The organism is Uliginosibacterium sp. TH139, assembly GCF_002855595.1.
Taxonomy (GTDB): domain Bacteria; phylum Pseudomonadota; class Gammaproteobacteria; order Burkholderiales; family Rhodocyclaceae; genus Uliginosibacterium; species Uliginosibacterium aquaticum.
The window spans coordinates 439,121-460,446 of record NZ_PKRR01000003.1; the positions used below are offsets into that span (position 1 = coordinate 439,121).

Consider the following 21,326-nt stretch of genomic DNA (forward strand, 5'->3'; position numbering starts at 1 on the left):
ATGCTCGCGCCCCTGCCCCCAAACGATCACCAGACGGATAGCTCTGCTGCCGAGGCAGAGGGCTGTATCCAGATGGACGGTTTGCAATTTGCAATCCGACGCAGCTCCCGACGGCGGACGATGCAGATCACGGTGGAACGCACAGGGGAACTGATTCTGAGTGCGCCGCCTGAGGTGGGCATCGACCGGCTTCGCGAATTTGTCAGCGAGAAACGTTTCTGGATTTATACCAAGCTGGCAGAAAAGGATCGCTTGCAACGCAAAGTGCCGCGCAAGGAGTTCGTCGCTGGCGAGGGCTTCCTGTATCTCGGGCGCACCCATCGGCTGAAACTGGTTGATGGACAAGACTCGCCCCTGAAGCTTGTAAATGGGCGCTTTGCGCTGTGTCGCGATGCGCAGGCAGGCGCACGGGAGCACTTCATCCGCTGGTATAGCGATAGGGCTCGCGTCTGGTTGTCGGGCCGGGTGGCCGACTACCAGTCACGCATGGAAGTTGCGCCGGCTGGCGTGAAGGTGCAGGACCTTGGCTATCGCTGGGGCTCTTGCGGAAAAGGTGACTGGCTGTACTTCCACTGGAAGACAATCTTGCTGCCCGCGCGCATCGCGGAATATGTGGTGGTGCATGAGATTGCCCACCTGCACGAGCCACACCACACACCTGCATTCTGGCTGCGCGTTGAGCGCGCAATGCCCGACTATGCGCAGCGCAGGGCCTGGTTGGCCGAACACGGAATTGATGTTGAGGGGATATAGAAAAACATGGCGGACTATTTCACCAGTGACCACTTCAAGCTGCTGAACAAGTGGAAGGGGCAAAAGCGCGACGAATCCAGTCCCGAGCAGAACCGTGCTTACGAGGAGCTGAAGAGGGCCTACGAGGTGACCGAGGCGTGGGCCACCGGGGTGAAGACCAAGCTGTTCCCGAAGGGGGTGGTCAAGGTTCGCAAGCGCCCAACCAGTCAGGCGAACTCATTCCTTCCCTACAACTGGGCGCGAATCTACCCGGCTGCGAATTCGCCAAAAGAGCTGGCTTATACCGTTGGGATTGGTGATGACAATGTTTTTGTGGTCAAGGTCGATACGGTTGGGCTCGATGAGGGCAATCCCATTCGACGTGACTACCTTGCACTGCGTGGCGGCTATGACAACAAGTCACCTATTGTCGCCATGCTTCCGGCCTCGGAAGGGCTGGGTAAATCGCTGACTGAACTAGTCGAGTGGAGCGTTAAAGCTATTCGCAATTTTCGGCTCCGCTATGACGAGGTGGTAGCCAAGCTGAGGCTGGCTGAAGAACTGAGCGATGAAGATCTGCTCAAACATTTCGATGGCAAGCCTGCTTTCAAAACATTCCGAGCTTCTTGGTCGCCGGAAGACAAAGCGACGTTTTGCAGACTGGCCAAAGCCGTTCACGCAGCGGGACTGGACTGGTGGCACATGGGCAAAGGGATTCAAGTGCGTTTTGGCCGCAAAAGCCCTGGCAGCGAGCGGGCAATAGGTGTGCTTGGAATAGTCCGTGGAAAAGGCATCCGGAAGATATCCTGGCATCGTGATGTCGGCCCTGTGGTCGAAATGCACCGTGTTCCATTAACTGAAGAACTGGTGGAACAAATTAAAGACGCCTTGGCCTCTGAGCGCGAAAGCTTGGAACGGTGGTTGGTGTTGGAAACAGAACGCCCTGGTCTGTGGCCCGATGAACTTCTGGATGATCCGACGGAGTCCGATGAGGATTCCGATGACGAGGAGCTGCCTATGGACACCCCCGTTACGCAAGCCTTCAATCGCATCTACTACGGCCCTCCAGGAACCGGGAAAACGTATGAGTTGTGTGAGTTGCTCGGCGCAGATTACAAAGATCCTATCAATTCAATTCCGATCGAAGAATGGCGCAAGCAATTCATCGCTGAACAGATAGGCGATCTCAAATGGTGGGAGGGTGCCGCTTTAGCACTGCACCAACTCGGCGGCAAAGCCAAAGTCGCCCAATTGCGTGAGCATCCGTTCATCAAGGCCATCGTGGCGACCAACACGGGAAACAAAAGCCCGACCCAGACGCTTTGGGGGGCGTTGCAGTACCACACACAAAGTGGCTCCCAGACGGTTAAGACAAAGAAAGGCGTCGCCCCTGCAATTTTCGATAAATTGACCGACTCCAACTGGCAATTGATCGAGGGCTGGAAGGATGAGTGTGCGGATTTGCTGGATATTTTGGATCGCCTGGAAAAGGGGCCTGATCAGAAAGAGCAACTGAAGCGCTATGAGTTTGTGACCTTCCATCAATCCTATGGCTACGAGGAGTTTGTGGAGGGCTTACGCCCTGTGTTGCAAGCAGACGGCGCCAGCGAAGAGAACGACGCCAGTGGTGATGTGAAATACAGGGTCGCATCAGGTGCTTTCAAGAAGCTATGCGCAAGGGCTCGGCTCTACCCCAACAAACGCTTTGCGATGGTGATCGATGAGATCAACCGAGGGAATATCAGTAAGATCTTTGGAGAGCTCATCACCCTCGTGGAAATCGATAAGCGCGAGGGCGCGAAGTATCCCGTCACCGTCACGCTTCCCTACTCGGGAGAGTCTTTCAGCGTACCCTCGAATGTCGATGTAATCGGGACGATGAATACCGCAGACCGTTCACTCGCGCTGGTCGATACCGCGCTTCGCCGCCGCTTCGAGTTTGTCGAGTCGATGCCAAAGCCTTCTGTTCTGGCAGGCGTCATCGTTTCTCATGGCGGCGTGGACATCAATCTCGAACAGATGCTGACCATGCTGAACAAGCGGGTCGAGGCGTTGTACGACCGTGATCACACCATCGGGCATGCCTACTTCACGGGAATCAAAGACCTGCCGGAGACCGAGAGATTCGATGAGCTGAAGACCATCTTCAAAAACAAGATCATCCCGCTTCTGGAGGAGTATTTTTTCGAGGACTGGCAGAAGATTCGTCTGGTTCTGGGCGACAACCAGAAGACGAAAAATACAGAGCTGCAATTCGTGCACGAAATTGGCCGCGAGGAGGATCTGCTGGCCTTGTTCGGTCGTGATAACGAGTTGGATCAATATGCGCTTCGATCGCGGTATCAGTTGAATCCCGATGCGCTTGCTCTGCCTGAAGCGTACGTGGGCATCTATGCAGCCAACACCGTAGCAAACGCTGAATGAATTCGCTGACGATCTTTGAGTTCGACAAGCTTGTCGAAGCAAAGGAAGGTGCCGCAGGGCTTACGGTGCCCCGGCGTGTTTTCGCTTGGCTGGAAACACAATGCTTGAGAAGTGACGAAGATGCCCCTGGCTGGCTCAAGCTGACCCAGCTGAATGGCCAGCGGGCTATTCAGGTCACCAGCTATGTAGGGGTGCTTCGTGCGCCTTGTGGGTTTCAAATTGAAGTGCTGCCGAAAACGGGAAAGCACACTTCACCTGATGAGGCACGCGCACTCCTCATTGAAATGCTTAAGTGCTTGGCTGGCTTTCGGCACATCAAAACAGCTAACGCGGACTTGGTGGCTGAACGGATGCCTCTCCTGGAGGTGTTTATCCAGCAATTCTTGTCGGCAGTGAGTACGCTGATTAAGCGTGGATTGCGTAGTGACTATGTTGCGCGACAGGACAATCTCTTTGCCTTGCGCGGCCGTCTGTTGGTCGCACAGCAGATATCACAGAATCTGCTGCGTCGTGATCGCTTCTTCACAGAGCATGATGAGTTTTCGCAGGACCGCGCAGAGAACCGACTGATTCATACAGCGCTTCGTCATGCGCTCACCCTGTGCCGTTCACAGGAGAGCCAGCGTGTCGCACGCGAACTTGGCTTCGTTTTCGCGGATGTCCCACTGTCCGTCGATGTTGCCTTAGATATTCAGCGAATCAGGCTGGATCGAGGCATGGGCTATTACGAATCTGCGTTGGACTGGGCGAAGCTGATCCTGCAGGGCCTTAGCCCGATTTCAGGGATGGGAACGCATCATGCCCCTTCGCTGCTGTTTCCGATGGAGGCCGTGTTTGAGGCCTACGTCGAGAAGCACTTGGCAAAGCAGTTACGCGATGACTTCGTCTTGAAGGCGCAGGCAAGCAGCCAGCACCTCGTTGCGCACGACGATCAGCGATGGTTCCGCTTGAAGCCTGACTTATTGGTTAAGCAGAAGCAAACCACACGCTTGGTCTTAGACACGAAATGGAAGCTGCTAGATTCTGCGAAAAAGAACGGGCGAGAGAAATACCAACTCAGCCAGGCCGATTTCTATCAGCTGTACGCCTATGGTCATCACTACCTGGACGGCGACGGGGACATCGTATTGATCTACCCCAAGACAGACGCCTTTGCAGAGCCGCTGCCTGTCTTCGCGTTTCCGAAGGCGAATGGAATGCGTCTTTGGGTGCTGCCGTTTTATCTCAAGGCTAGAAAGTTGAAGCTACCGTCTTCAAATGAGCTGGACGGGATTTTTCTATCAGCAGCAGGACTTAACAAGCTTGATGCGTAGCGTTTAATAAAACGCAGCCAACAAAGAGCCAGAAAAATCTGCGGCGCTTCGCTTGCTTTCTGACTTGCTCCGCTACGCGGAGCAAGTCCAGACCTCGTTCTGGGCAAGAGTCAGTTTATGAACTTGATCAAAACCCACAAGAGCAACGCCACCGTCGGGCCGGTGTGTCCATACCCTGAATTTTGCACTTCCGTGTCTATTACGCTTTCTTGTTCGCTTTCGCGTACTCAGCCGGCAACACGCAGTTAGCGAGATATTCCTCGTAGGTCCCGCGGTAATCCACGACCTCGCCGTTTTCCTTGAGTTCAAGAATGCGGGTAGCCAGAGAATCGACGAACTCGCGGTCGTGCGAGACGAAGATCAGGGTGCCGCCAAAGTCCATTACGCCAGAGTTCAACGACTCGATGGATTCCATGTCCAAGTGATTGGTCGGCTCATCCAGCAGCACTACATTCTTGCGCTGGAGCATGAGGCGGCCGAAGAGCATGCGGCCTTGCTCGCCCCCGGAAATCACCTTGACGGATTTCTTCACGTCATCGCCCTTGAAGAGCAGACGGCCGAGCGTGCCGCGAATCAGGGTTTCGGCGTCGTCGCCTTCATAGCCACCTTCGCGCACATAACCCGAGATCCAGTCGGTCAGGTTCTCGTCGACTTCGAAATCCTTGGCGTGATCCTGTGCGTAGTAGCCGAGCTTGGCCTTCTCAGCCCACTTGATCGTGCCGGAGGTTGGGGTGAGCTCGCCTACCAGCAGCTTCATCAGCGTGGTCTTACCGACACCGTTCTCACCGATGATCGCCACACGGTCGCCCGCATCAAAGGTGACAGTGAGCTTGTTGATGATTTTCTGGCCCGGCTCGTAGCCGAAGCTAAGGTTTTCGATCTCCACCGCCTGACGGTGCAGCTTCTCTTTCTCGTCAAAGTCAAAGCGAATCCACGGGTACTGGCGGCTGGAAGGCTTGAAGTCCTCAATCTTGATCTTCTCGATCTGCTTGGCGCGGCTAGTGGCCTGACGGGCTTTCGACTTGTTGGCCGAGAAACGGCGCACGAACTCCTGCAACTCGGCGACCTTTTCCTTGGCGCGTGCATTGTCACGCGACTGCTGTTCGCGCGCCTGCTGAGCGGCTTCCGTGTAGTCATCCCAGTTGCCGGGGTAAGTCTGGATGCGGCCATAGTCCAGATCGGCCATGTGCGTGCACACCTGATTCAGGAAGTGGCGGTCGTGACTGATGATGATCATCGTGCTGTTGCGATTGTTCAGCACATGCTCCAGCCAGCGGATAGTGTTGATATCGAGGTTGTTGGTCGGCTCATCGAGCAACAGGATGTCCGGGTTCGAGAACAAGGCCTGACACAGCAGCACACGCAGCTTCCAGCCCGGCGCCACTTCGCGCATCGGCCCATTGTGCTGGCTGGTCGGGATGCCCACGCCCAGCAGCAACTCGCCGGCACGCGCCTCGGCGGTGTAGCCGTCGTATTCGGAGAACTGGTGCTCCAGCTCGGCCGCGTGCATGTAGTCGTCTTCGGTGGCTTCCGGATTGGCGTAGATCGCATCCTTTTCCTGCATGCAGGCCCACATCTGCTCGTGGCCCATCATCACCACGTCCAGCACCCGCACATCTTCATAAGCGAACTGATCCTGGCGCAGGAATGCCATGCGCTCACCCGAATCCAGCGCCACGTTGCCAGCCGAAGGCTCCAGCACTCCCGCCAGAATCTTCATGAAGGTCGACTTGCCGGCGCCATTGGCGCCGATCAGACCGTAGCGGTTGCCGTCGCCGAACTTGATCGAGACGTTTTCAAACAGGGGCTTGGCCCCGAACTGCATGGTGATGTTGTTGGCGATAAGCACGACAGGTGTTCCCGGAAATCGGCTACCCGGAGGGGCAGGCAGCAAAGCTCACTATTCTAGCGCAGCACAAAAAAACCCGACAGCTCAAGCAGTTGCCTGACTTTTTGATCTGTTGCCGAAATGCAAAACAAAGTAATAAATGAAAAAAATGATGCGATTAATCAATTCCATAACTAGAGGGTATCGGTGTAGGATTTGTTCCTACTTGTTACCGGAACCAAAACCAGTGACAAGTCCGGACCGTCTGGCGACGGCCAGACAACAGCAACCAAGGATCGCAGCCAGGGCAGCGCCCGGACTGACCATCCATGAAGGAGACTCAAGATGCATCGTTCGATCAAACCGGCAGCCGGCGCGCTGCTCCTCAGCCTGATCCTGGTCGCCTGCGGTGGCGGCGGTGGTGATGATTCGGGTAGCAGCACGACAACTGCAGCCGCCTCCAGCGCAGCGGCGTCAAGCAAGGCAGCCTCTTCGACGGCAGCAGCCACCTCTTCGACGGCAGCAGCCACCTCTTCGACGGCAACAGCCACCTCCTCAACAGCAGCTTCGGTTGCGGCTGGTGTTCCGATCAACGCATACAGCGCAACCAACGCCCCGGACAACTCCGCCGCAATCACGCTGAGTAACGCTACAGCCGCATCTTTCACCGTTTCGGGAGCCAACTTCGCGAACAACGGCGCAGGTGAGGAAACGGTAGACACCTCCGCTGCCGCTGCAACGAACTGGGCCAAGTACACCGGAGCCTTCGATGCATCCAGCACCTATCCGAAATCCGTCACTTTCGTTGCACGCGTCAAGGGCGCGGCCGCAACCTATAAAGGCATGGATCTTGAAATTGCCGTCCCGGACACCGCCGCCGGTGCTGCCAGCCGTGTCAAACTGATCGTCTCGACCAATACCACGACCGGCCCGCAAATTGAGAAGTATGACAATACAAACTCTATCAAGGACAACACGGTAGACGTCAGTTCCTACCATATTTATCACATTGTTCTGACACTCACTTCGGCTAGCACGGGTACGTTTACAACCTACGTCGACGGCGCTGAGAATGCCAACCTCTCGGTGGCCACGGCAGGCGCACTACGGCCCGCAAGCACCACAACCGACAACTACGTTGCGTTCGGAGCCAACAGCACATCCAATAAGTATCAGGGTTCGCTGGACTGGATGGTTTGGATGAATGGCGCTTATACACCCGCTCAACTAAGCGGTCAGTTGCCGTCCAGCCTCGGTACTACGACGGGCTATTGATAGCGCAGCTCTGCAAGCCATAAAGTAGTCGTAGAAGCGAAAAGCCCCGTCCCCGGACGGGGCTTTTTATTAAGCCTCAGGCTCAGTCAGCCTCGCCCCACTTCGCCATCAGGTGATGCGCCACGCCCAGCTGATCCAGAATCCGCGCCACCACGAAGTCCACCAGATCCTGCAAGGTCTGAGGATGGTGGTAGAAACCGGGGTTGGGCGGCAGGATCACGGTGCCCATCCTCGATAGGCGCAGCATGTTTTCCAGGTGCAAGGTGGAGAATGGCGCTTCGCGCGGCACGATCACCAGCTTGCGACCTTCCTTGAGGCAAACGTCCGCCGCACGCTCGATCAGGTTGCTCGACAAACCCGCCGCCACAGCGGCCAGCGTGCCCATGGTGCAAGGGCAGATCACCATCGCATCGGGTGGATTGCTGCCGGAAGCGATTGGCGCAAACCATTCTTCCCGGCCGTAAACCACAAGCTGCCCCTCCGCCGCGGCGAAGCGCGCTCGCAGCATCGCCTCGGTTTCCCGCGTAGAGCCCAGTTGCAGATCCATTTCCTGTTTCGCCACGATCTGCGCGGCCTGGGTGTAGACCACCTGCACACGGCATCCCGCAACCAGCAGGGACTCGATCAGACGCAGGCCATAGGGCATGCCGGAGGCCCCGGTGAGGGCGACGGTGATGGTTTTCATGGTCAGGGTAGGAAGTGAGAGTCAGTCGATCCTAGCACTGCAGACTGCGAGGTCAATCCAGCACAGCACGCGACAGCTAAACCCGGAGCCTTTTCTGCCGTAAAACGAAACGTACCCTATTCGAACCTTGCGCCTCCATGCTCGGCAAACTGATCACCGCCTTCCAGCACTGGTTGGACGACACTCCCGCTCCAGTCGCTCTGCGCGCCAAGCCCACCACTGCTTCCGCAAAAGAAACCGGTGCGCCTATCCCCGAGATAGCGGCACGCCCCCTGCCTGCCGGCATGACGGTGGAGGCCGAACCAGTACTGGTGCATCGCGAAGTGCTGGATGAAGCATTGGCCGTACGCGGTGTGGAGTTTTTCGTGCGCGGCGAGTTGCGTGACAAGATCCAGACCCAGCGGAATGCCGCGCGCCGTTTTCTCGATGGCGTGCTGGTGGATCAACTCGCCAGTTTGCGCCACACGCCGATGCGGCAGCGTCAGGCCTGGGTGCAACTCTCGGAGTTGAGCCTGATGCGCTTGGGCACTGGCAAGCTGCCGGCACGTGCCTGTGTGCTGCTGCTTGCCGATGACACCAGCCGGCCGGCCTCGGCAGATCTGCGTGAAGCGATGAGCGCCATGCAGGATGCCGGTCACGAGGTCTGGCTCGATGACGTGATCGGCAGCCCCTGGTGTCACAGCCTGCTTGGACAAGCCAGCGGCGTGACCCTGAGACTCGCCCTGCGCACCCCCTTCGAAGCGGATGCACTATTCCGGGAGGTGCGCGAACTGCAGCCGGGCATCCGCCTCGGCGCCTGGGATGTGAATACTCAGGAAGACTTCGAGCTGGCGCGTCGCCTGCGCTGCACACGTTTCTCCGGCGCCTTTGTGACCCGCCGCGAGGACTGGGGCGGCAATGAACTCTCACCGCAGATGCTCACCGTGGCCTCGTTGATCAACCAGATCCAGGAGGAAACCAATCTGCGCGAAGTAGCCCGGGTCTTGAAGCAGGACATGGCCATGTCCTACCGCCTGTTACGTTACGTGAATTCAGCCGCTCACGGCCTGAACCAGCAGATCGCCACCATCGAGCAGGGTCTGCTGATACTGGGCCAGGCGCAGATGGATCGCTGGCTGACCCTGTTGCTCCTCTCCGGCGGTGCAATGGGCGATACCGCCCTGACCGAAATTGCGCTGACCCGCGCCCGCTTCCTGGAACTCGTCGGCAGCTATCGCCTGCCGCCCGAACAATGCGAGAAGCTGTTCGTGCTGGGCCTGTTCTCGATGCTTGATGTGGCCCTCAAAGTGCCACTTGAAACCGCCGTGAAGCCTTTGCGCCTGGCCGAGCCTCTGAACGCCGCCCTGCTGCGCCACGAGGGCGCTTACGGCATGTACCTGTCGCTGGCTGACGCCTGCGAGCGCGGCGTGGCGTCGGAAATCGCACGCTACGCGCTGATGCTGGGACTGACCAGCAACAAGGTCAGCGCACGCCAGGTAGAAGCGATCAACTGGGTGGCCGAAATTGCCGCCCAGCCCGCCCTGCGCGCCCGGCAGTAAAAACCGCTCAACGCCCTGAGGACGCCTTTAGGACTGCCCAGTAACGGCTCTCACAAAAAACTACGCCGGCACAAGCCGGCGCACATTTCTACTCAGGGCCCAAACTTGGGACCACAGGCTGCTCAGTGCAGCTTCTCGGGCGCGCCGCAGCACTTCTTGTACTTCTTGCCGCTGCCACAGGGGCATTCCTCGTTACGGCCCGGCACATCCTCGGCACGGATCGGCTCGCGCGAGGCATTCACCACTTTGAGGTAACGCCGCCAGAACACGTAGAGGTACTGCAAACCTGCCACCAGCAGGCTGATGACTTCGTCCCGCTCGTTTTCGGTGAGCGGATGGCCGGGGGACTTCTCGCCGGTATCGAACGCGGCGATCAGGTTGAGCACCGCCACGCACTCTTCGTCTTCTTCCAGCGCATCCCAGTACTGGTCTTCGAGCCAGTCCATGCCATCACGAAAGCCGCGCGCCCAGCCTTCGGCCAGCGGCCAGCCACTGTCGAGCGGGTCTTCAAGATAGGGGAAATACATCAGCTCGGAGCCTTCACTGGCTGACACGCCGGACCAGTCTTCGCGGAAGCCGGCCGACACGCTGTTCCAGTGGCGGATCAGGAGCTCGAAGACACGGCGGGTATCTTCCTCGCTGATCTCGCCGTCCTCTTCCTCGCCCAGCACCACCGGCAGCCACTCACTCGGCAGGATGGTCTCAGGGCCGATGATCAGGGCGCAGAACAGACCATCGAGTTCCTCAATCGCGCAGGAGCCGGGATAACGGTCCAGCAGCGTGTCGAGCTCTTCGAGTTCGTCGTCATTCAGCGGAGTTTCAAGCTGGGGTGCAGTCATGGCAGGTACCGGAGAGTCAATAGCGTATTGTCGCCTACAACAGGTTCGATCGGCCCGGATTTGTCAGGCTTTGCTCGGAGCCGTGAGCCCCATGGAAAGATAGATGCTGGAGAGTTGCTCGACACCCATATCCGCCGGCTTTACCCATTCGGCCGGCACATACAGCAGGCCGCCGCCGATCGGGATCGGCGCAGTCGGCACCAGCACCGTACGATAGGGTTTGCCGCCCAACTCGATGATCGCCGGATTGGGCATCAGGGCCAGTACGGCCGTGCCGCCCTCGCCACCGAAGAAGCACCACACCGGTTTCATGGCCGCCAGATCAGTCTGCTGCTTGCGATCGAACATGCCGACGAAGCGATCCGTGGCGTCATACAGCGTGCCGATCAGGGGCAGGCGCTTGACGCTGCGGTCGATCAATGCCCGCAGGTGGCGGCGCAAGCTGGTCTGCACCACCAGGCCGAGCGCAAACACCACGCTGAGCAACACCAGCACCCCGAGCAGATAGGCTTTCCACTCGTTTTCCACCATCTGCAGGCCAATTGCCGAGAACAGGCCACCGATGATGCTGCCCGGCCCAAGCAGTTGCTTGATGAGATTGGCGACCCAGCCCAGCATGATGAAGGTGAGGATCAGCGGCAGCGAGGCCAGCAGCCCCGCCAGGAAGGTATTCAGCGGCGCCTTCAGGATGCGTTTCATTGGCCGCCCTCGAAGAGATCCGGCGCACCGCTGCGCGGCTGCACGAGACCGAAATGGCGCCACATCACCGGCGTGGCGACGCGGCCACGCGGCGTGCGCTGCAGATAACCCTGCTGGATCAGATAAGGCTCCAGCACATCTTCAATAGTGTCCGGCGCCTCACCGATGGCTGCGGCCAGATTGTCCAGCCCGACCGGGCCGCCACCGAATTTCTCCAGCATCGCGCCGAGCATCTTGCGGTCCATCAGATCGAGGCCAAGGTGATCAACGTCCAGCATCGACAGGGCAGCATCCGCCACCAGCTTGGTGATGCGGCCATCGGCCTTGACCTCTGCATAGTCACGACAACGCCGCAGCAGACGGTTGGCGATACGCGGGGTCCCGCGCGCACGGCGGGCGATTTCGAGCGCGCCTTCCTCCTCGATGGCGACGCCGAGCAGGCCTGCCGAACGGCTGACGATGTAGCCCAGTTCTTCGGGCGTATAGAACTCCAGCCGCGCATTGATGCCGAAACGGTCGCGCAGCGGGTTGGTGAGCATGCCGGCCCGCGTGGTGGCGCCAACCAGGGTGAAGGGCGGCAGATCAAGCTTGACCGAACGCGCGGCCGGGCCCTCGCCGATCATGATGTCGATCTGGTAATCCTCCAGCGCCGGGTAGAGGATTTCCTCGACCACCGGTGAGAGGCGGTGGATTTCGTCGATGAACAGCACGTCGTGCGGCTCAAGATTGGTCAGCAGCGCGGCCAGATCACCAGCGCGCTCCAGCACCGGGCCGGAGGTCTGGCGCAGATTCACGCCCATCTCGGCGGCAATGATGTGGGCCAGGGTGGTCTTGCCGAGGCCGGGCGGGCCGAAGAGCAGCACATGGTCGAGCGCCTCGCTGCGATTCTTGGCGGCATGGATGAAGATCTCCAACTGCTCGCGGATCTTCTGCTGGCCGACATACTCGGCCAGGCGCTTGGGGCGCAGGGCACGCTCGATGGCATCTTCCTGCGGTGTGGTGGTCACGGCGGAGACGATGCGCGGCGCACCTGTGCCCTGAATCTGATCTGTTTGAATCATGACGAGGAACATAGCACAGGGCACAGGGCTGGCGTACTCTTGAAAATCAGCACGCAAGGAAGACCATCATGGGATTACTCGACTGGTTCCGCCAGAGCACCCCCAGCCTTGGCGATGAACGCCTGTCCCCCGATCTGATCAACAACACCATCGCCTATCTGGTGAAGATGACGGATTCACGCCTGACGCTGGTGCCGCGCTACCACGAACGGCTCAGCGGGCCGGTGCGCATCTGCCTGGAGTTCCTGATGGCGCGCCGCGGCGACATGCCGGCAGTGCATGACGCCACGGCCCTCGCCTGGTCGCTGGACCCCTCATTGCACGCATTCTTCGGCGCCGCCGACAGCATGCAGGAAGTGTTCGGCAGCTGCGACTCACTGCGCAATTACGCGGCCCAGAGTTCGCCGCTCGATCCGATCTACGCCGTGCTCGCGATGGAGTACGAAGAGAACCGTCATTTCGGCGTCGGCATGCAGGGGCAGATGGTGGTGCGCGATGTGGCGCAGACCGCGCTCTCCTTCCGCCAGCCACGCCTGCGCCTGTTTGCCCGCACGGAACAGGATCTGTGGCGCAGTGTGGCCCGCCGCCTGCTCGATGAGCTGGCCGTCACCGCACTGGAGCACATGGAAGGCGAGCAGGCCCAACGCCGCGAACTCGCCGAGCAGCGCCAGCTGATCAGCGCCCGCCTCGCCACCTTCCGCCAACGCGGCGCCGGGGCGGACTCCTTCCTCGGTGGGGATGGCCTGCTGGTGAGCAACGATGACTCGCACGCCTTGCTGCAGAAGCTTGAGGAGAATGAAGCCGAACTCGCCGCCCTCGGGGGCTCGGAAGACTTGCTGGAGCGCCAGCTCGGCTATCTGATGGAAGTACTGACCGAGCCGGCCAAACACCTGCAGATCGAACGGCGCACGGTACGTCTCGATAGCATGAACGTGGTCTGCGAGGGCCACAGCGGCGAGGAGGTTGAATTCGGCGTGGTCAGCTTCACACGTCAGTTGCCGCAACGCCGCGCCTTCCTCCCGCTGCGGGTGGATCGCAGCCTGATCGGTGAGGGGCGCAAGCTCAAGCTCGACAGCGCCGAACGCTGGCTCTGATCACACAGGAAAACACCGGCAGGCCCGCATGCGTGGGGCTCTGCCGGTGTTTCCGATTCAGACTGCGGGCCGATGTTCCGGCGTGGTATTGATGAGGTGCGCCTGCGGGCTCTGGCTCAGGGCCAGGTAGCGCTCGTACTGGCGCAGTACGTCGGCAATCACTTCTTCGCGCCGCAGATACTCGATGGTGTAGCCGCTGCGGCCGTCCGCAAAAAAGGTCAGCGGCGTCCAGGTGTGGCGACGCTCGCTCGCCGGCAAACCGGTTGCATTCAATGCGAAGGCCGCCAGCGGGCGCGATACAGGACGCACCCCGTACACAAAGTCGCGCAGGCTGGCTTGCGGCATCACCAGCGCGCAGGCGCCATCCGCTTCGTGACGAAGTTCCGCCGCACAGCCCTTACTGCGCATTTCAGCCGCCACCTCCTCCAGCGCCGGGAGCACCAGCTGGGTGATGAAGTGCTTCACGTCATATTCGGTTGGCTGGTGCAGGATCTGATCCAGCCGCTGCTTCCAGTGCAGGCCATTCCAGAAGGAGCTGGCAGGGGTGAACTTCTGCTGCGCATGGCGATGGTCCGCCGCCAGCCCGCGCCACAACGAATACACCAGCAGCAGCATGATCACCGCAAAGGGCAAAGCCGCGATCAGGGTCATGGTCATCAAGGCCTTCTGGCCACCGGTTCCCATCAGCACGGCGGCTGTCATGCCCAGCAAAACGGCCCAGAACAGACGCTGCCAGACCGGTGAGGGGCGATCACTCCGGGACGAGAGCATGTCCAGCATCAACGCTCCAGAATCCGCTGAAGTCACAAAGAACACACTGATCAGCAGCAGCGCCACCGTCGAAGTCAAAAGCGGTAGCGGCAGATAGTCGAAGAAGCTAAACAGCAGCGCATCGACATTGCCCGCTGTAGCAGAAAGCGCCCCTTGAGCCACATTCATGTCAAACCAGATCACCGAGTTCCCGAACACCGTCATCCACAGGAAGGTGAACACACTGGGGATCAGCAACACCCCGGCGATGAACTCACGGATCGTGCGGCCGCGCGAGATGCGGGCGATGAATAGGCCCACAAAGGGTGACCAGGACATCCACCAGGCCCAGTAGAGAACCGTCCAGCCTGTCAGCCAGCCTTCGCTATTAGCCGGCGCATAGGTGAAGTTGCGCAGGCTGAGGCTGGCAAAGTTGCCGAGGTAATGCCCCAGGTTATCGCCAAACGCTCCCAGCAGATACTGCGTAGGGCCGGCGAACAGCACGAAGAGCATCAGCAGCACAGCCAGCACCAGGTTCAGCTCCGAGAGGCGTCGCACGCCCTTGCCCACGCCGGTCGCGGCAGAAATGCCGGCCAGGACGATCACCCCGGCAATCAGGCCCAGCTGCACAGCAAAACCACTGGTATCCCAGCCGGTCAGGCGATGAATCCCGGCAGCCAGTTGCACCACGCCCAGGCCAACCGAAGGCGCCAGGCCGAACAAGGTGCAGCACAGCGCGAAAATGTCGACCGCATGGCCCGCCGGCCCGTGGATACGCTCGCGCAGGATCGGGTAAAGACCGGAGCGCAACGACAATGGCAGGTTGTAGCGGAAGCCAAAATAAGCCAGCACCAGACCCACCGTGCCATAAATGGCCCAGGCACCGAAGCCCCAGTGCAGGAAAGTACTGCTCATGGCCTCGCGCGCAGCCAAAAGCGTTCTGCCCTCGCCCAGCGGTGGTGAAACGAAATGCTGTAGCGGCTCGCCAACACCGTAGTACATCAGACCGATGCCCATGCCAGCGGCAAACAGCATCGCCAGCCAGGAGGGGAAGCTGAATTCCGGCTCGGATTCATCGCTACCCAGCCGGATCTTGCCGTAAGCACTCAGCGCAATCCCGACCAGGAAGATCACGAAACCGGACACGGCCAGAATGTAAAACCACGAGAAACGCGTTGCGATCCAGCCCTGTACGCTGCTCAGGAAAGCTTCGGCTCCGGCTGGATCGCTGCCACAGAACATCAGCAGGCCAATGATCAAAGCCAGGCTGGGTAATAACACGGGCAGGTTGAAAGTGTGGAAGGGCGCTCGCACTTCACTCATCTGATTCTCCTGTCATGGCACGCAAGCAAGCGCTGTCAGCTACGGACAGAAACAGCATGAAGCTTGCGGCAAGGGATGCGCGCTGCGTGACGCAAAGAAACTGCTCAACTAAAGATGTTGGCTGGCATGCAGTGGATAACAAAAATGCAAAAAGCATTCATCAACAAATCATCCATGTCTTTCATTAAAGACACGAGGGCGGCGCGGAGAGTTCCCCTGGCATGCCTGCCCTGTGTGTCAGAGTGTGAATCAGACCGCAGCGAGCCGCTCCAGACACCAGCCCCCGCCACCTTCGAGGCGCAAAGCCTGCTGATGGAAGGCCAGCAGGCTGCTGCGATGCCCAACGCTGATCAGCGTGCTCTCCGGCAGGCGCTCACGCAGCAAGGCATACATGGCGTGCTCGAGGCCTTCGTCCATCGCCGAGCTGGATTCATCCATGAAAATCACGGCAGGCTTCGCCAGCAGAGCGCGGCCGATGGCCAGGCGTTGCTGCTCACCCAGCGAGAGAATGCGGCTCCAGTCAGCCTCTTCGTCGAGTCGTTCGATCAGATGGGGAAGCTGACACTGGCGCAACACCTCGGCGGCATGCTCATTGACGAGTGCTGGCGCCGGATAGAAGAGCGCGGCGCGCAGCGTACCGAGGGGCAGATAAGGCTTCTGCGACAGGAACAGCACAGCACGCCCCTGCGGCCGCACCACCTGCCCCGCGGCAAACGGCCACAACCCCGCCATGGCTCGCAGCAGGGTGGTCTTGCCTACTCCGGAAGGGCCGCGAATCAGCAGGGATTCGCCGGCAGCCAGCTCCAGGTCAAGATCCGCAAGCAGCACCTGCTGCGTCGTTGAACGCACCGTCAGCGCGCTGACGGCCACCCGCGCGCCATCGCTACGGATTTCCACTACCGGCAGTGCTGCGGTCTGATCGATGACATCCAGAAAACCGCCAAGGCGTGCCAGCACTGCCCGATAGCTGGCAAACTCATCGTAGGAACTGCGAAAGAAGGACAGCGCGTCCTGCACCTGGCCGAAGGCCTGCGAAGTCTGCATCAGGTCGCCCAAAGTGATCTGCTGCGCAAACAGCCGAGGCGCCTGGATAATGATCGGAAAGACCACCGCCAGCTGGCTCACAGCCAGATTGAAACCCTGCAGTTTGAGACCACGAAAGAGCAGATCCCACATATTGCGGATCACGCTGGCGAAGCGCTGCAGCAGGGTGCTGCGCTCAACCTGCTCACCCGCATAGAAGGCAATGCTTTCACCATATTCGCGCAGGCGGATCAGTGCATAGCGGAAGTCGGCGTTGAAGCGCTCGTTCTGGAAAGTCAGTGCGATCAGCGGACGGCCGATCCAGATTGCTAGCCCGGTTGCCACAGCCACATAGATGTAGACTAGAAAAACCATCGCTCGCGGGATCTCGAAACCCAGCAGAGCCAGCGCGCCGGACAAGCCCCACAGCATGAGGGTGAATTCGATCAGCGACACGATGGCCTCCAGCATGCCCAGTGAGAGCTTCAGCGTGCCTTCGACGAACTGGGTGACATCCTGCTGGATACGCTGATCCGGGTTGTCGATCTGCTCCGCCAGATACTGGCTGCGATGATAGGTCTGGCCGGCCAGCCAGCGCTCCATCAGGCTCTCGCTCAGCGCTGCGCGCCAGCGGATCTGGAAGGATTCGCGCAGATAGGTGGTGAACAAAGCACGCGCCACATGCAAAGCGGCCAGCACCCCGAATACGCCCATCAGGAACCAAAAAGGCTTGGCTTCCAGCTTCTGCATCGCGGTGTAGATACCGTTGTACCAGAAGGAAAACAGCACATTCATGCGCACCGACACCAGGGTCAGCAAGACCAGCAAGACCACCATCGCCAGTGGCCGCCAGCTGCGGCGCGGATCGAACCAGGGCCAGGCGATCCGTTTGACCTGCCGCCCCCAGGCGCTGCGCCGGGCCAGCCACAACACGATGCTACCGAACACCAGCACGCTGATGACGAAGGCCTTGGCCAGCCACAGCGCGCTATTGACGAGTTCCTGATTCCAGTCCATCTGCATCCCCGAATATGAAACGCCTTAGAAGCTGTTCACGATCTGTAGCGAGAGGCCGTCAGCAGGGCATCGATACGCACAGGAACCGGAGTGTATGTTGATCAATGAGAATTCCGTGCAGCGCATGAGCCCTCTCAGTGATCAATGAGCGGCCTCGCAGTCAGATCGCAAACAGCTTCTTAGGGCCGCACCGCCTGCAGCGCGCCTGCAATGTCTTCACTCAGCCGCGCCAAAGCTTCACTGTGTGCTGCCACGCTGGCTGTCGGGCCTCGCCCGGCGGCTTTTACACGGTATTCACTGCTGCGCTCAGCGGCAAGCGCCTGCTTCTCGCGCGACACGATGCGCCAACGCACCCGCAGCACTACTTCGCCCTGCGCGCTGGTGTCGAACTGCAGCACTTCGAGCGGCACCTGGATCGCCGGCGCTTCAGTCAGCGGCCACGGCCAGGCCTGCAGCCGGCTCGGACTGCTACGCCGCACCAGATTGTCGCGCAGCACCCGCTCAAAGGCGGCCTCCAGCGGCTCAGCCCATCGCTCGCTGTCGGCCACCTCGAGGCGGTTATCATCCAGGCGCGTGATCAGGCCACGCCGCGTCAGGTAGTCCGGCCACTTCAGCGGCCCGAGACCCACCGCCACCGGTAGGCTGGCTCCGGCCTGCACTGCGGCCTGCGGGCTGAGCTGATAGAGCTGCAGGGGCTGCGGCGGGCTAGCACTACAGGCAGCGAGCAACAAACTCACAAGAATGAGGATGGCGGGACGCTTCATCACTTGGGCTCCTTACGTGCGGCGGGGCTTCTGCCAAACAGCAGCGCGTTGGGCTGACGTTCGAGGGTATCGCTGAGCTCCTGCAGGGACTGGGCTGTGCCGCGTAACTCGCGCAGGGTCTGACCCGCCTCGTGCAGGGCTGGCCCTCCCATGCCAGCCAGCTCGGACAAGGTCGCCGCGGTACGGCGCAATTCATCGGCTGCCTGCGTCAGGCTTTCCATCGGCGCAGCACTCTGCGCGCTCATGCTTGCCAGGCCATCTGATGCAATGCCCATCTTGTCCATGTTGAGCACGATGCTGTCGAGGCTCTTGTCGAGCTTATCCGCCAAGGGCCCGATCCGCTGTTCGAGTTGCTGGCTCACGCCTTGCATGGCACCAAGGCTGGCATCCACCTTGGCCAGTGAGGTGCGCAATTCCGGGCTGCGCACAAAGTCACGAGCGCTTTCAACGATCGCCGCCATGTCCTTGAGCAGGCTTTCAAGATCCACTTGTTGCAGTTTCTGAGCGATTTCCTGCACTGGCGACACTACGGTGGGGATCTCCGGCAGGCGTTTGGTCGGTGCGCGGTAGACCAAAGGCTTGTCCGGCAACAGATCGAGATCGATGTAGAGCTGACCGGTCAGCATGCTCTGGCTGGCCAGGCGCGCACGCAAGCCACGATTGACCATTTCGTCGATATTCGGCAGCAACTCGTCGGCCGCATCACCGTCCACATCCAGCACCTTGCGCGGAATCCCTTCCATTACAACCGGAACCACCAGCTGATCGTGACCGGCGTCATATCGCAGGTCGATGCGCTGCACCGAGCCGATCTGCACCCCACGGAAGACGACCGGCGCACCGATCTGCAGTCCATAAACCGAGCCCTCGAAATACATCACATAGCGCGGTTTGCGGGTGAAGAAATCATGGCCTGTGAACAGGAAGATCCCGATCACGATCAAGACCATGGCGCCAAAAACAAAGGCGCCAATCAAGGCAGGACTGGAGCGCTGACTCATGGGAGGTCTCCACGCGAAAGAAAGGCACGCACGGCCGCCGGGCCATGGTGCAGGAGTTGTTTCGGATCGCCGCTGGCGATCATGCTGCGGCTCTCCGCATCCAGAAAGATGGCCTTGTTCGCCACCGCAAAAATACTCGCCAGTTCATGGGTTACCAGCACGATGGTGGCACCGAGGCTGTCACGCAACTGCAGAATCAGTTCATCCAGGCGCTTGGAGCTGAGCGGATCAAGCCCAGCCGACGGCTCGTCAAAGAACAGGATGTCCGGGTTCAGGGCCATCGCCCTGGCGAGCCCGGCACGCTTTTTCATGCCGCCGGAAATTTCGCTCGGATAGTAATGCTCGAAGCCCGCCAGACCAACCAGCGCCAGCTTGACGCTGACAATTTCGCGAATTGCATCCGCCGGCAAGGTCGAAAACTCCTCCAGTGGCAAAGCCACGTTTTCGGCCAGGGTCAGCGAACTCCATAAGGCACCTGCCTGGAACAGCACGCCGAAGCGGCGTTTGAGGGCAGCCTGGGCGGCAGGATCAGCGGCCCAGAAATCCTCGCTGCCATACTTCACTGTACCCACCACCGGTGATTGCAAACCGATCAAGTGACGCAACAGAGTACTCTTGCCACAACCGCTGCCCCCCATGATGACGAAGATGTCGCCACGCTGGACGTCGAAGCTCAGATCATGCTGAATCACCCGACCGTCATAAGCCATGGTGAGATCCCGCACCGTGATGGCCGGCCCCGACGTACTCACAGCCCGAGCCTCTGGAACAGGATGGTCAGCAAGGAAGCCGACACGGTGATCAGCAGAATGCTGGTCACCACCGCGGAAGTGGTGGCCTCCCCCACCGCCTGGGCGCTGCGCCCGCAATCCATGCCGCGCCAGCATCCGGAAAAAGCCACCAGCGCGCCGTACACGGTGCCCTTGAACATGCCGATCAGGATATGGCTCCAGGACAAGGCAATGACCGTTTCGTTGAAGTATTCGCGCAAACCGACCCCGAAGACAGTAGTCGCCACCAGCATGCCGGCCACAATGCCCACTACGCCGGCATACAGAGTCAGCAGCGGCACCATCAGCAGCAGGGCCAACAGGCGCGGCAGCACCAGATAGTCGATCGGTGAGAGCCCCAGGGTGCGGTAGGCATCGATTTCCTCATTGACCTGCATCGTGCCCAGCTGCGCCGCGTAGGAGGCGCCGGTGCGGCCTGCCAAGATGACCCCGGTCATCAGGGCACCGATCTCGCGCACCATGCCGATTGCAACCAGGTCCGCAATGTAGATCTGGGCGCCGAACTGGGCGAGCTGCACTGCGCCCATGTACGCCAGGATGGTGCCCACGAGAAAACTGATCAGGGACGCAATCGGCAGGGCGCGCGGGCCGCTGGCTTCGATCAGCCACAGGAAGTCTCGCCGCCGCAAACGCGTCCGCCCACGCAGCAAACGCCACAGACTCTGAGTGATCTCGCCGGTGAAATGCAGGGCACGCGGCAGGTCCGACCAGACATGCAAGGTAATCAAGCCCAGGCTGACGAAGAAACCAGGCCCCTGTGCTGAATGTGTCTGAGCTTGCGGTGGCACCGCCAGCGCCAGTTCTAGTAGCTTGCGCATGCTGTCCGGCAGCCCACTGCCATCCACCTGCACACCTGCCTGCACAGCCCTGCGACACAGGCGCAGCAGCCAGGCCAGCAAGGCGCCATCCTGATCACTGAACGTACCAGCCTGCAGGCGTAGTTGCGCCGCACCCGCCCACAGCGCCGCTTCCGGCAGCAATGGTGCGGGCACTTGCCAGTTCCAGGCCCCCTCGACGAACACATCGAGCTGCATCGCCTGGCGAGCAAAGCGGGCTTGAGCGGAAAGGGAAGCGTCCGTGCTCATTGAGTTTTCATCAAGGACTGATGGCCTGCAGGGTAGCGCAAGCCAGACAGGATTGGACAATCAGCGCGCACGCCCTGACCGGAA

18 protein-coding genes are annotated in these 21,326 nt (G+C 60.0%); 7 read left to right on the forward strand and 11 right to left on the reverse strand.

What is annotated here, in order from left to right; translation table 11 throughout:
- Genes C0V76_RS09080 through C0V76_RS09090 form a run of 3 tightly spaced genes read left to right on the forward strand, consistent with a single transcriptional unit; the run spans position 1 to position 4,469 of the window.
- Complete coding sequence (locus C0V76_RS09080) at positions 1 to 753, forward strand: M48 family metallopeptidase (RefSeq protein ID WP_101942070.1); 753 nt, start codon at positions 1 to 3, stop codon at positions 751 to 753.
- Positions 754 to 759: 6 nt separating this feature from the next.
- On the forward strand, positions 760 to 3,156 hold the full coding sequence (locus C0V76_RS09085) for an McrB family protein (RefSeq protein ID WP_101942071.1): 2,397 nt from the start codon (positions 760 to 762) through the stop codon (positions 3,154 to 3,156).
- Positions 3,153 to 4,469, forward strand: a complete 1,317-nt coding sequence (locus C0V76_RS09090) for an McrC family protein (RefSeq protein WP_101942072.1) — start codon at positions 3,153 to 3,155, stop codon at positions 4,467 to 4,469. The genes C0V76_RS09085 and C0V76_RS09090 overlap by 4 nt, the downstream gene beginning before the upstream one ends.
- A gap of 199 nt (positions 4,470 to 4,668) precedes the next feature.
- On the opposite strand, the gene C0V76_RS09095 is transcribed toward C0V76_RS09090, so the two are convergent.
- Entirely contained in the window at positions 4,669 to 6,318 is a 1,650-nt protein-coding gene (locus tag C0V76_RS09095; protein ID WP_101942073.1) for an ABC-F family ATPase, read from the reverse strand.
- A 324-nt stretch (positions 6,319 to 6,642) separates the two neighbouring features.
- Here C0V76_RS09095 and C0V76_RS09100 point away from each other — a divergent pair, with 324 nt between their 5' ends.
- The gene (locus C0V76_RS09100) at positions 6,643 to 7,572 is read left to right on the forward strand and encodes a hypothetical protein (protein ID WP_101942074.1); all 930 of its coding nucleotides are present in this window, start codon (positions 6,643 to 6,645) and stop codon (positions 7,570 to 7,572) included.
- 82 nt (positions 7,573 to 7,654) lie between these two features.
- Here C0V76_RS09100 and C0V76_RS09105 read toward each other — a convergent pair whose 3' ends face one another.
- Entirely contained in the window at positions 7,655 to 8,257 is a 603-nt protein-coding gene (locus C0V76_RS09105; protein ID WP_101942075.1) for a flavin prenyltransferase UbiX, read from the reverse strand.
- Positions 8,258 to 8,394: 137 nt separating this feature from the next.
- On the opposite strand from C0V76_RS09105, the gene C0V76_RS09110 reads away from it, so the two are divergent.
- Entirely contained in the window at positions 8,395 to 9,795 is a 1,401-nt protein-coding gene (locus tag C0V76_RS09110; RefSeq protein ID WP_101942076.1) for an EAL and HDOD domain-containing protein, read from the forward strand.
- A gap of 122 nt (positions 9,796 to 9,917) precedes the next feature.
- Here C0V76_RS09110 and C0V76_RS09115 read toward each other — a convergent pair whose 3' ends face one another.
- The 3 genes from C0V76_RS09115 to ruvB all read right to left on the reverse strand — a co-directional run bounded on the left by C0V76_RS09115 (position 9,918) and on the right by ruvB (position 12,394).
- Positions 9,918 to 10,634 carry a UPF0149 family protein gene (locus C0V76_RS09115; RefSeq protein WP_101942241.1) on the reverse strand — a complete coding sequence of 239 codons (717 nt, stop codon included), beginning with the start codon at positions 10,632 to 10,634 and terminating at the stop codon, positions 9,918 to 9,920.
- Between the two features lie 63 nt (positions 10,635 to 10,697).
- The gene (locus tag C0V76_RS09120) at positions 10,698 to 11,333 is read right to left on the reverse strand and encodes a DUF502 domain-containing protein (protein WP_101942077.1); all 636 of its coding nucleotides are present in this window, start codon (positions 11,331 to 11,333) and stop codon (positions 10,698 to 10,700) included.
- Complete coding sequence (gene ruvB, locus C0V76_RS09125; RefSeq protein WP_101942242.1) at positions 11,330 to 12,394, reverse strand: Holliday junction branch migration DNA helicase RuvB; 1,065 nt, start codon at positions 12,392 to 12,394, stop codon at positions 11,330 to 11,332. The genes C0V76_RS09120 and ruvB overlap by 4 nt, the downstream gene beginning before the upstream one ends.
- A 68-nt stretch (positions 12,395 to 12,462) precedes the next feature.
- On the opposite strand from ruvB, the gene C0V76_RS09130 reads away from it, so the two are divergent.
- The gene (locus C0V76_RS09130) at positions 12,463 to 13,488 is read left to right on the forward strand and encodes a hypothetical protein (RefSeq protein ID WP_101942078.1); all 1,026 of its coding nucleotides are present in this window, start codon (positions 12,463 to 12,465) and stop codon (positions 13,486 to 13,488) included.
- Positions 13,489 to 13,545: 57 nt separating this feature from the next.
- Here C0V76_RS09130 and C0V76_RS09135 read toward each other — a convergent pair whose 3' ends face one another.
- A complete protein-coding gene (locus C0V76_RS09135) occupies positions 13,546 to 15,561 on the reverse strand; it encodes a BCCT family transporter (protein WP_101942079.1) in 2,016 nt (671 codons plus the stop codon).
- Positions 15,562 to 15,575: 14 nt separating this feature from the next.
- Between C0V76_RS09135 and C0V76_RS19890 the strand changes: the two genes are divergently transcribed.
- A complete protein-coding gene (locus C0V76_RS19890; protein ID WP_158239192.1) occupies positions 15,576 to 15,749 on the forward strand; it encodes a hypothetical protein in 174 nt (57 codons plus the stop codon).
- 61 nt (positions 15,750 to 15,810) lie between these two features.
- Here the strand turns inward: C0V76_RS19890 and C0V76_RS09140 are convergent, their stop codons facing one another.
- The 5 genes from C0V76_RS09140 to C0V76_RS09160 form a co-directional block, all read right to left on the reverse strand.
- Entirely contained in the window at positions 15,811 to 17,601 is a 1,791-nt protein-coding gene (locus tag C0V76_RS09140) for an ABC transporter ATP-binding protein/permease (RefSeq protein ID WP_216821700.1), read from the reverse strand.
- 179 nt (positions 17,602 to 17,780) lie between these two features.
- Entirely contained in the window at positions 17,781 to 18,365 is a 585-nt protein-coding gene (locus C0V76_RS09145; RefSeq protein WP_101942081.1) for a membrane integrity-associated transporter subunit PqiC, read from the reverse strand.
- Entirely contained in the window at positions 18,365 to 19,366 is a 1,002-nt protein-coding gene (locus C0V76_RS09150) for an MlaD family protein (protein ID WP_101942082.1), read from the reverse strand. Before C0V76_RS09150 ends, C0V76_RS09145 begins: the two co-directional genes overlap by 1 nt.
- Positions 19,363 to 20,118, reverse strand: coding sequence for an ABC transporter ATP-binding protein (locus C0V76_RS09155; protein ID WP_216821701.1), 756 nt, complete (start codon positions 20,116 to 20,118; stop codon positions 19,363 to 19,365). The genes C0V76_RS09150 and C0V76_RS09155 overlap by 4 nt, the downstream gene beginning before the upstream one ends.
- Complete coding sequence (locus C0V76_RS09160) at positions 20,115 to 21,242, reverse strand: ABC transporter permease (RefSeq protein ID WP_101942084.1); 1,128 nt, start codon at positions 21,240 to 21,242, stop codon at positions 20,115 to 20,117. Before C0V76_RS09160 ends, C0V76_RS09155 begins: the two co-directional genes overlap by 4 nt.
- Between the last annotated feature and the right edge of the window lie 84 nt (positions 21,243 to 21,326).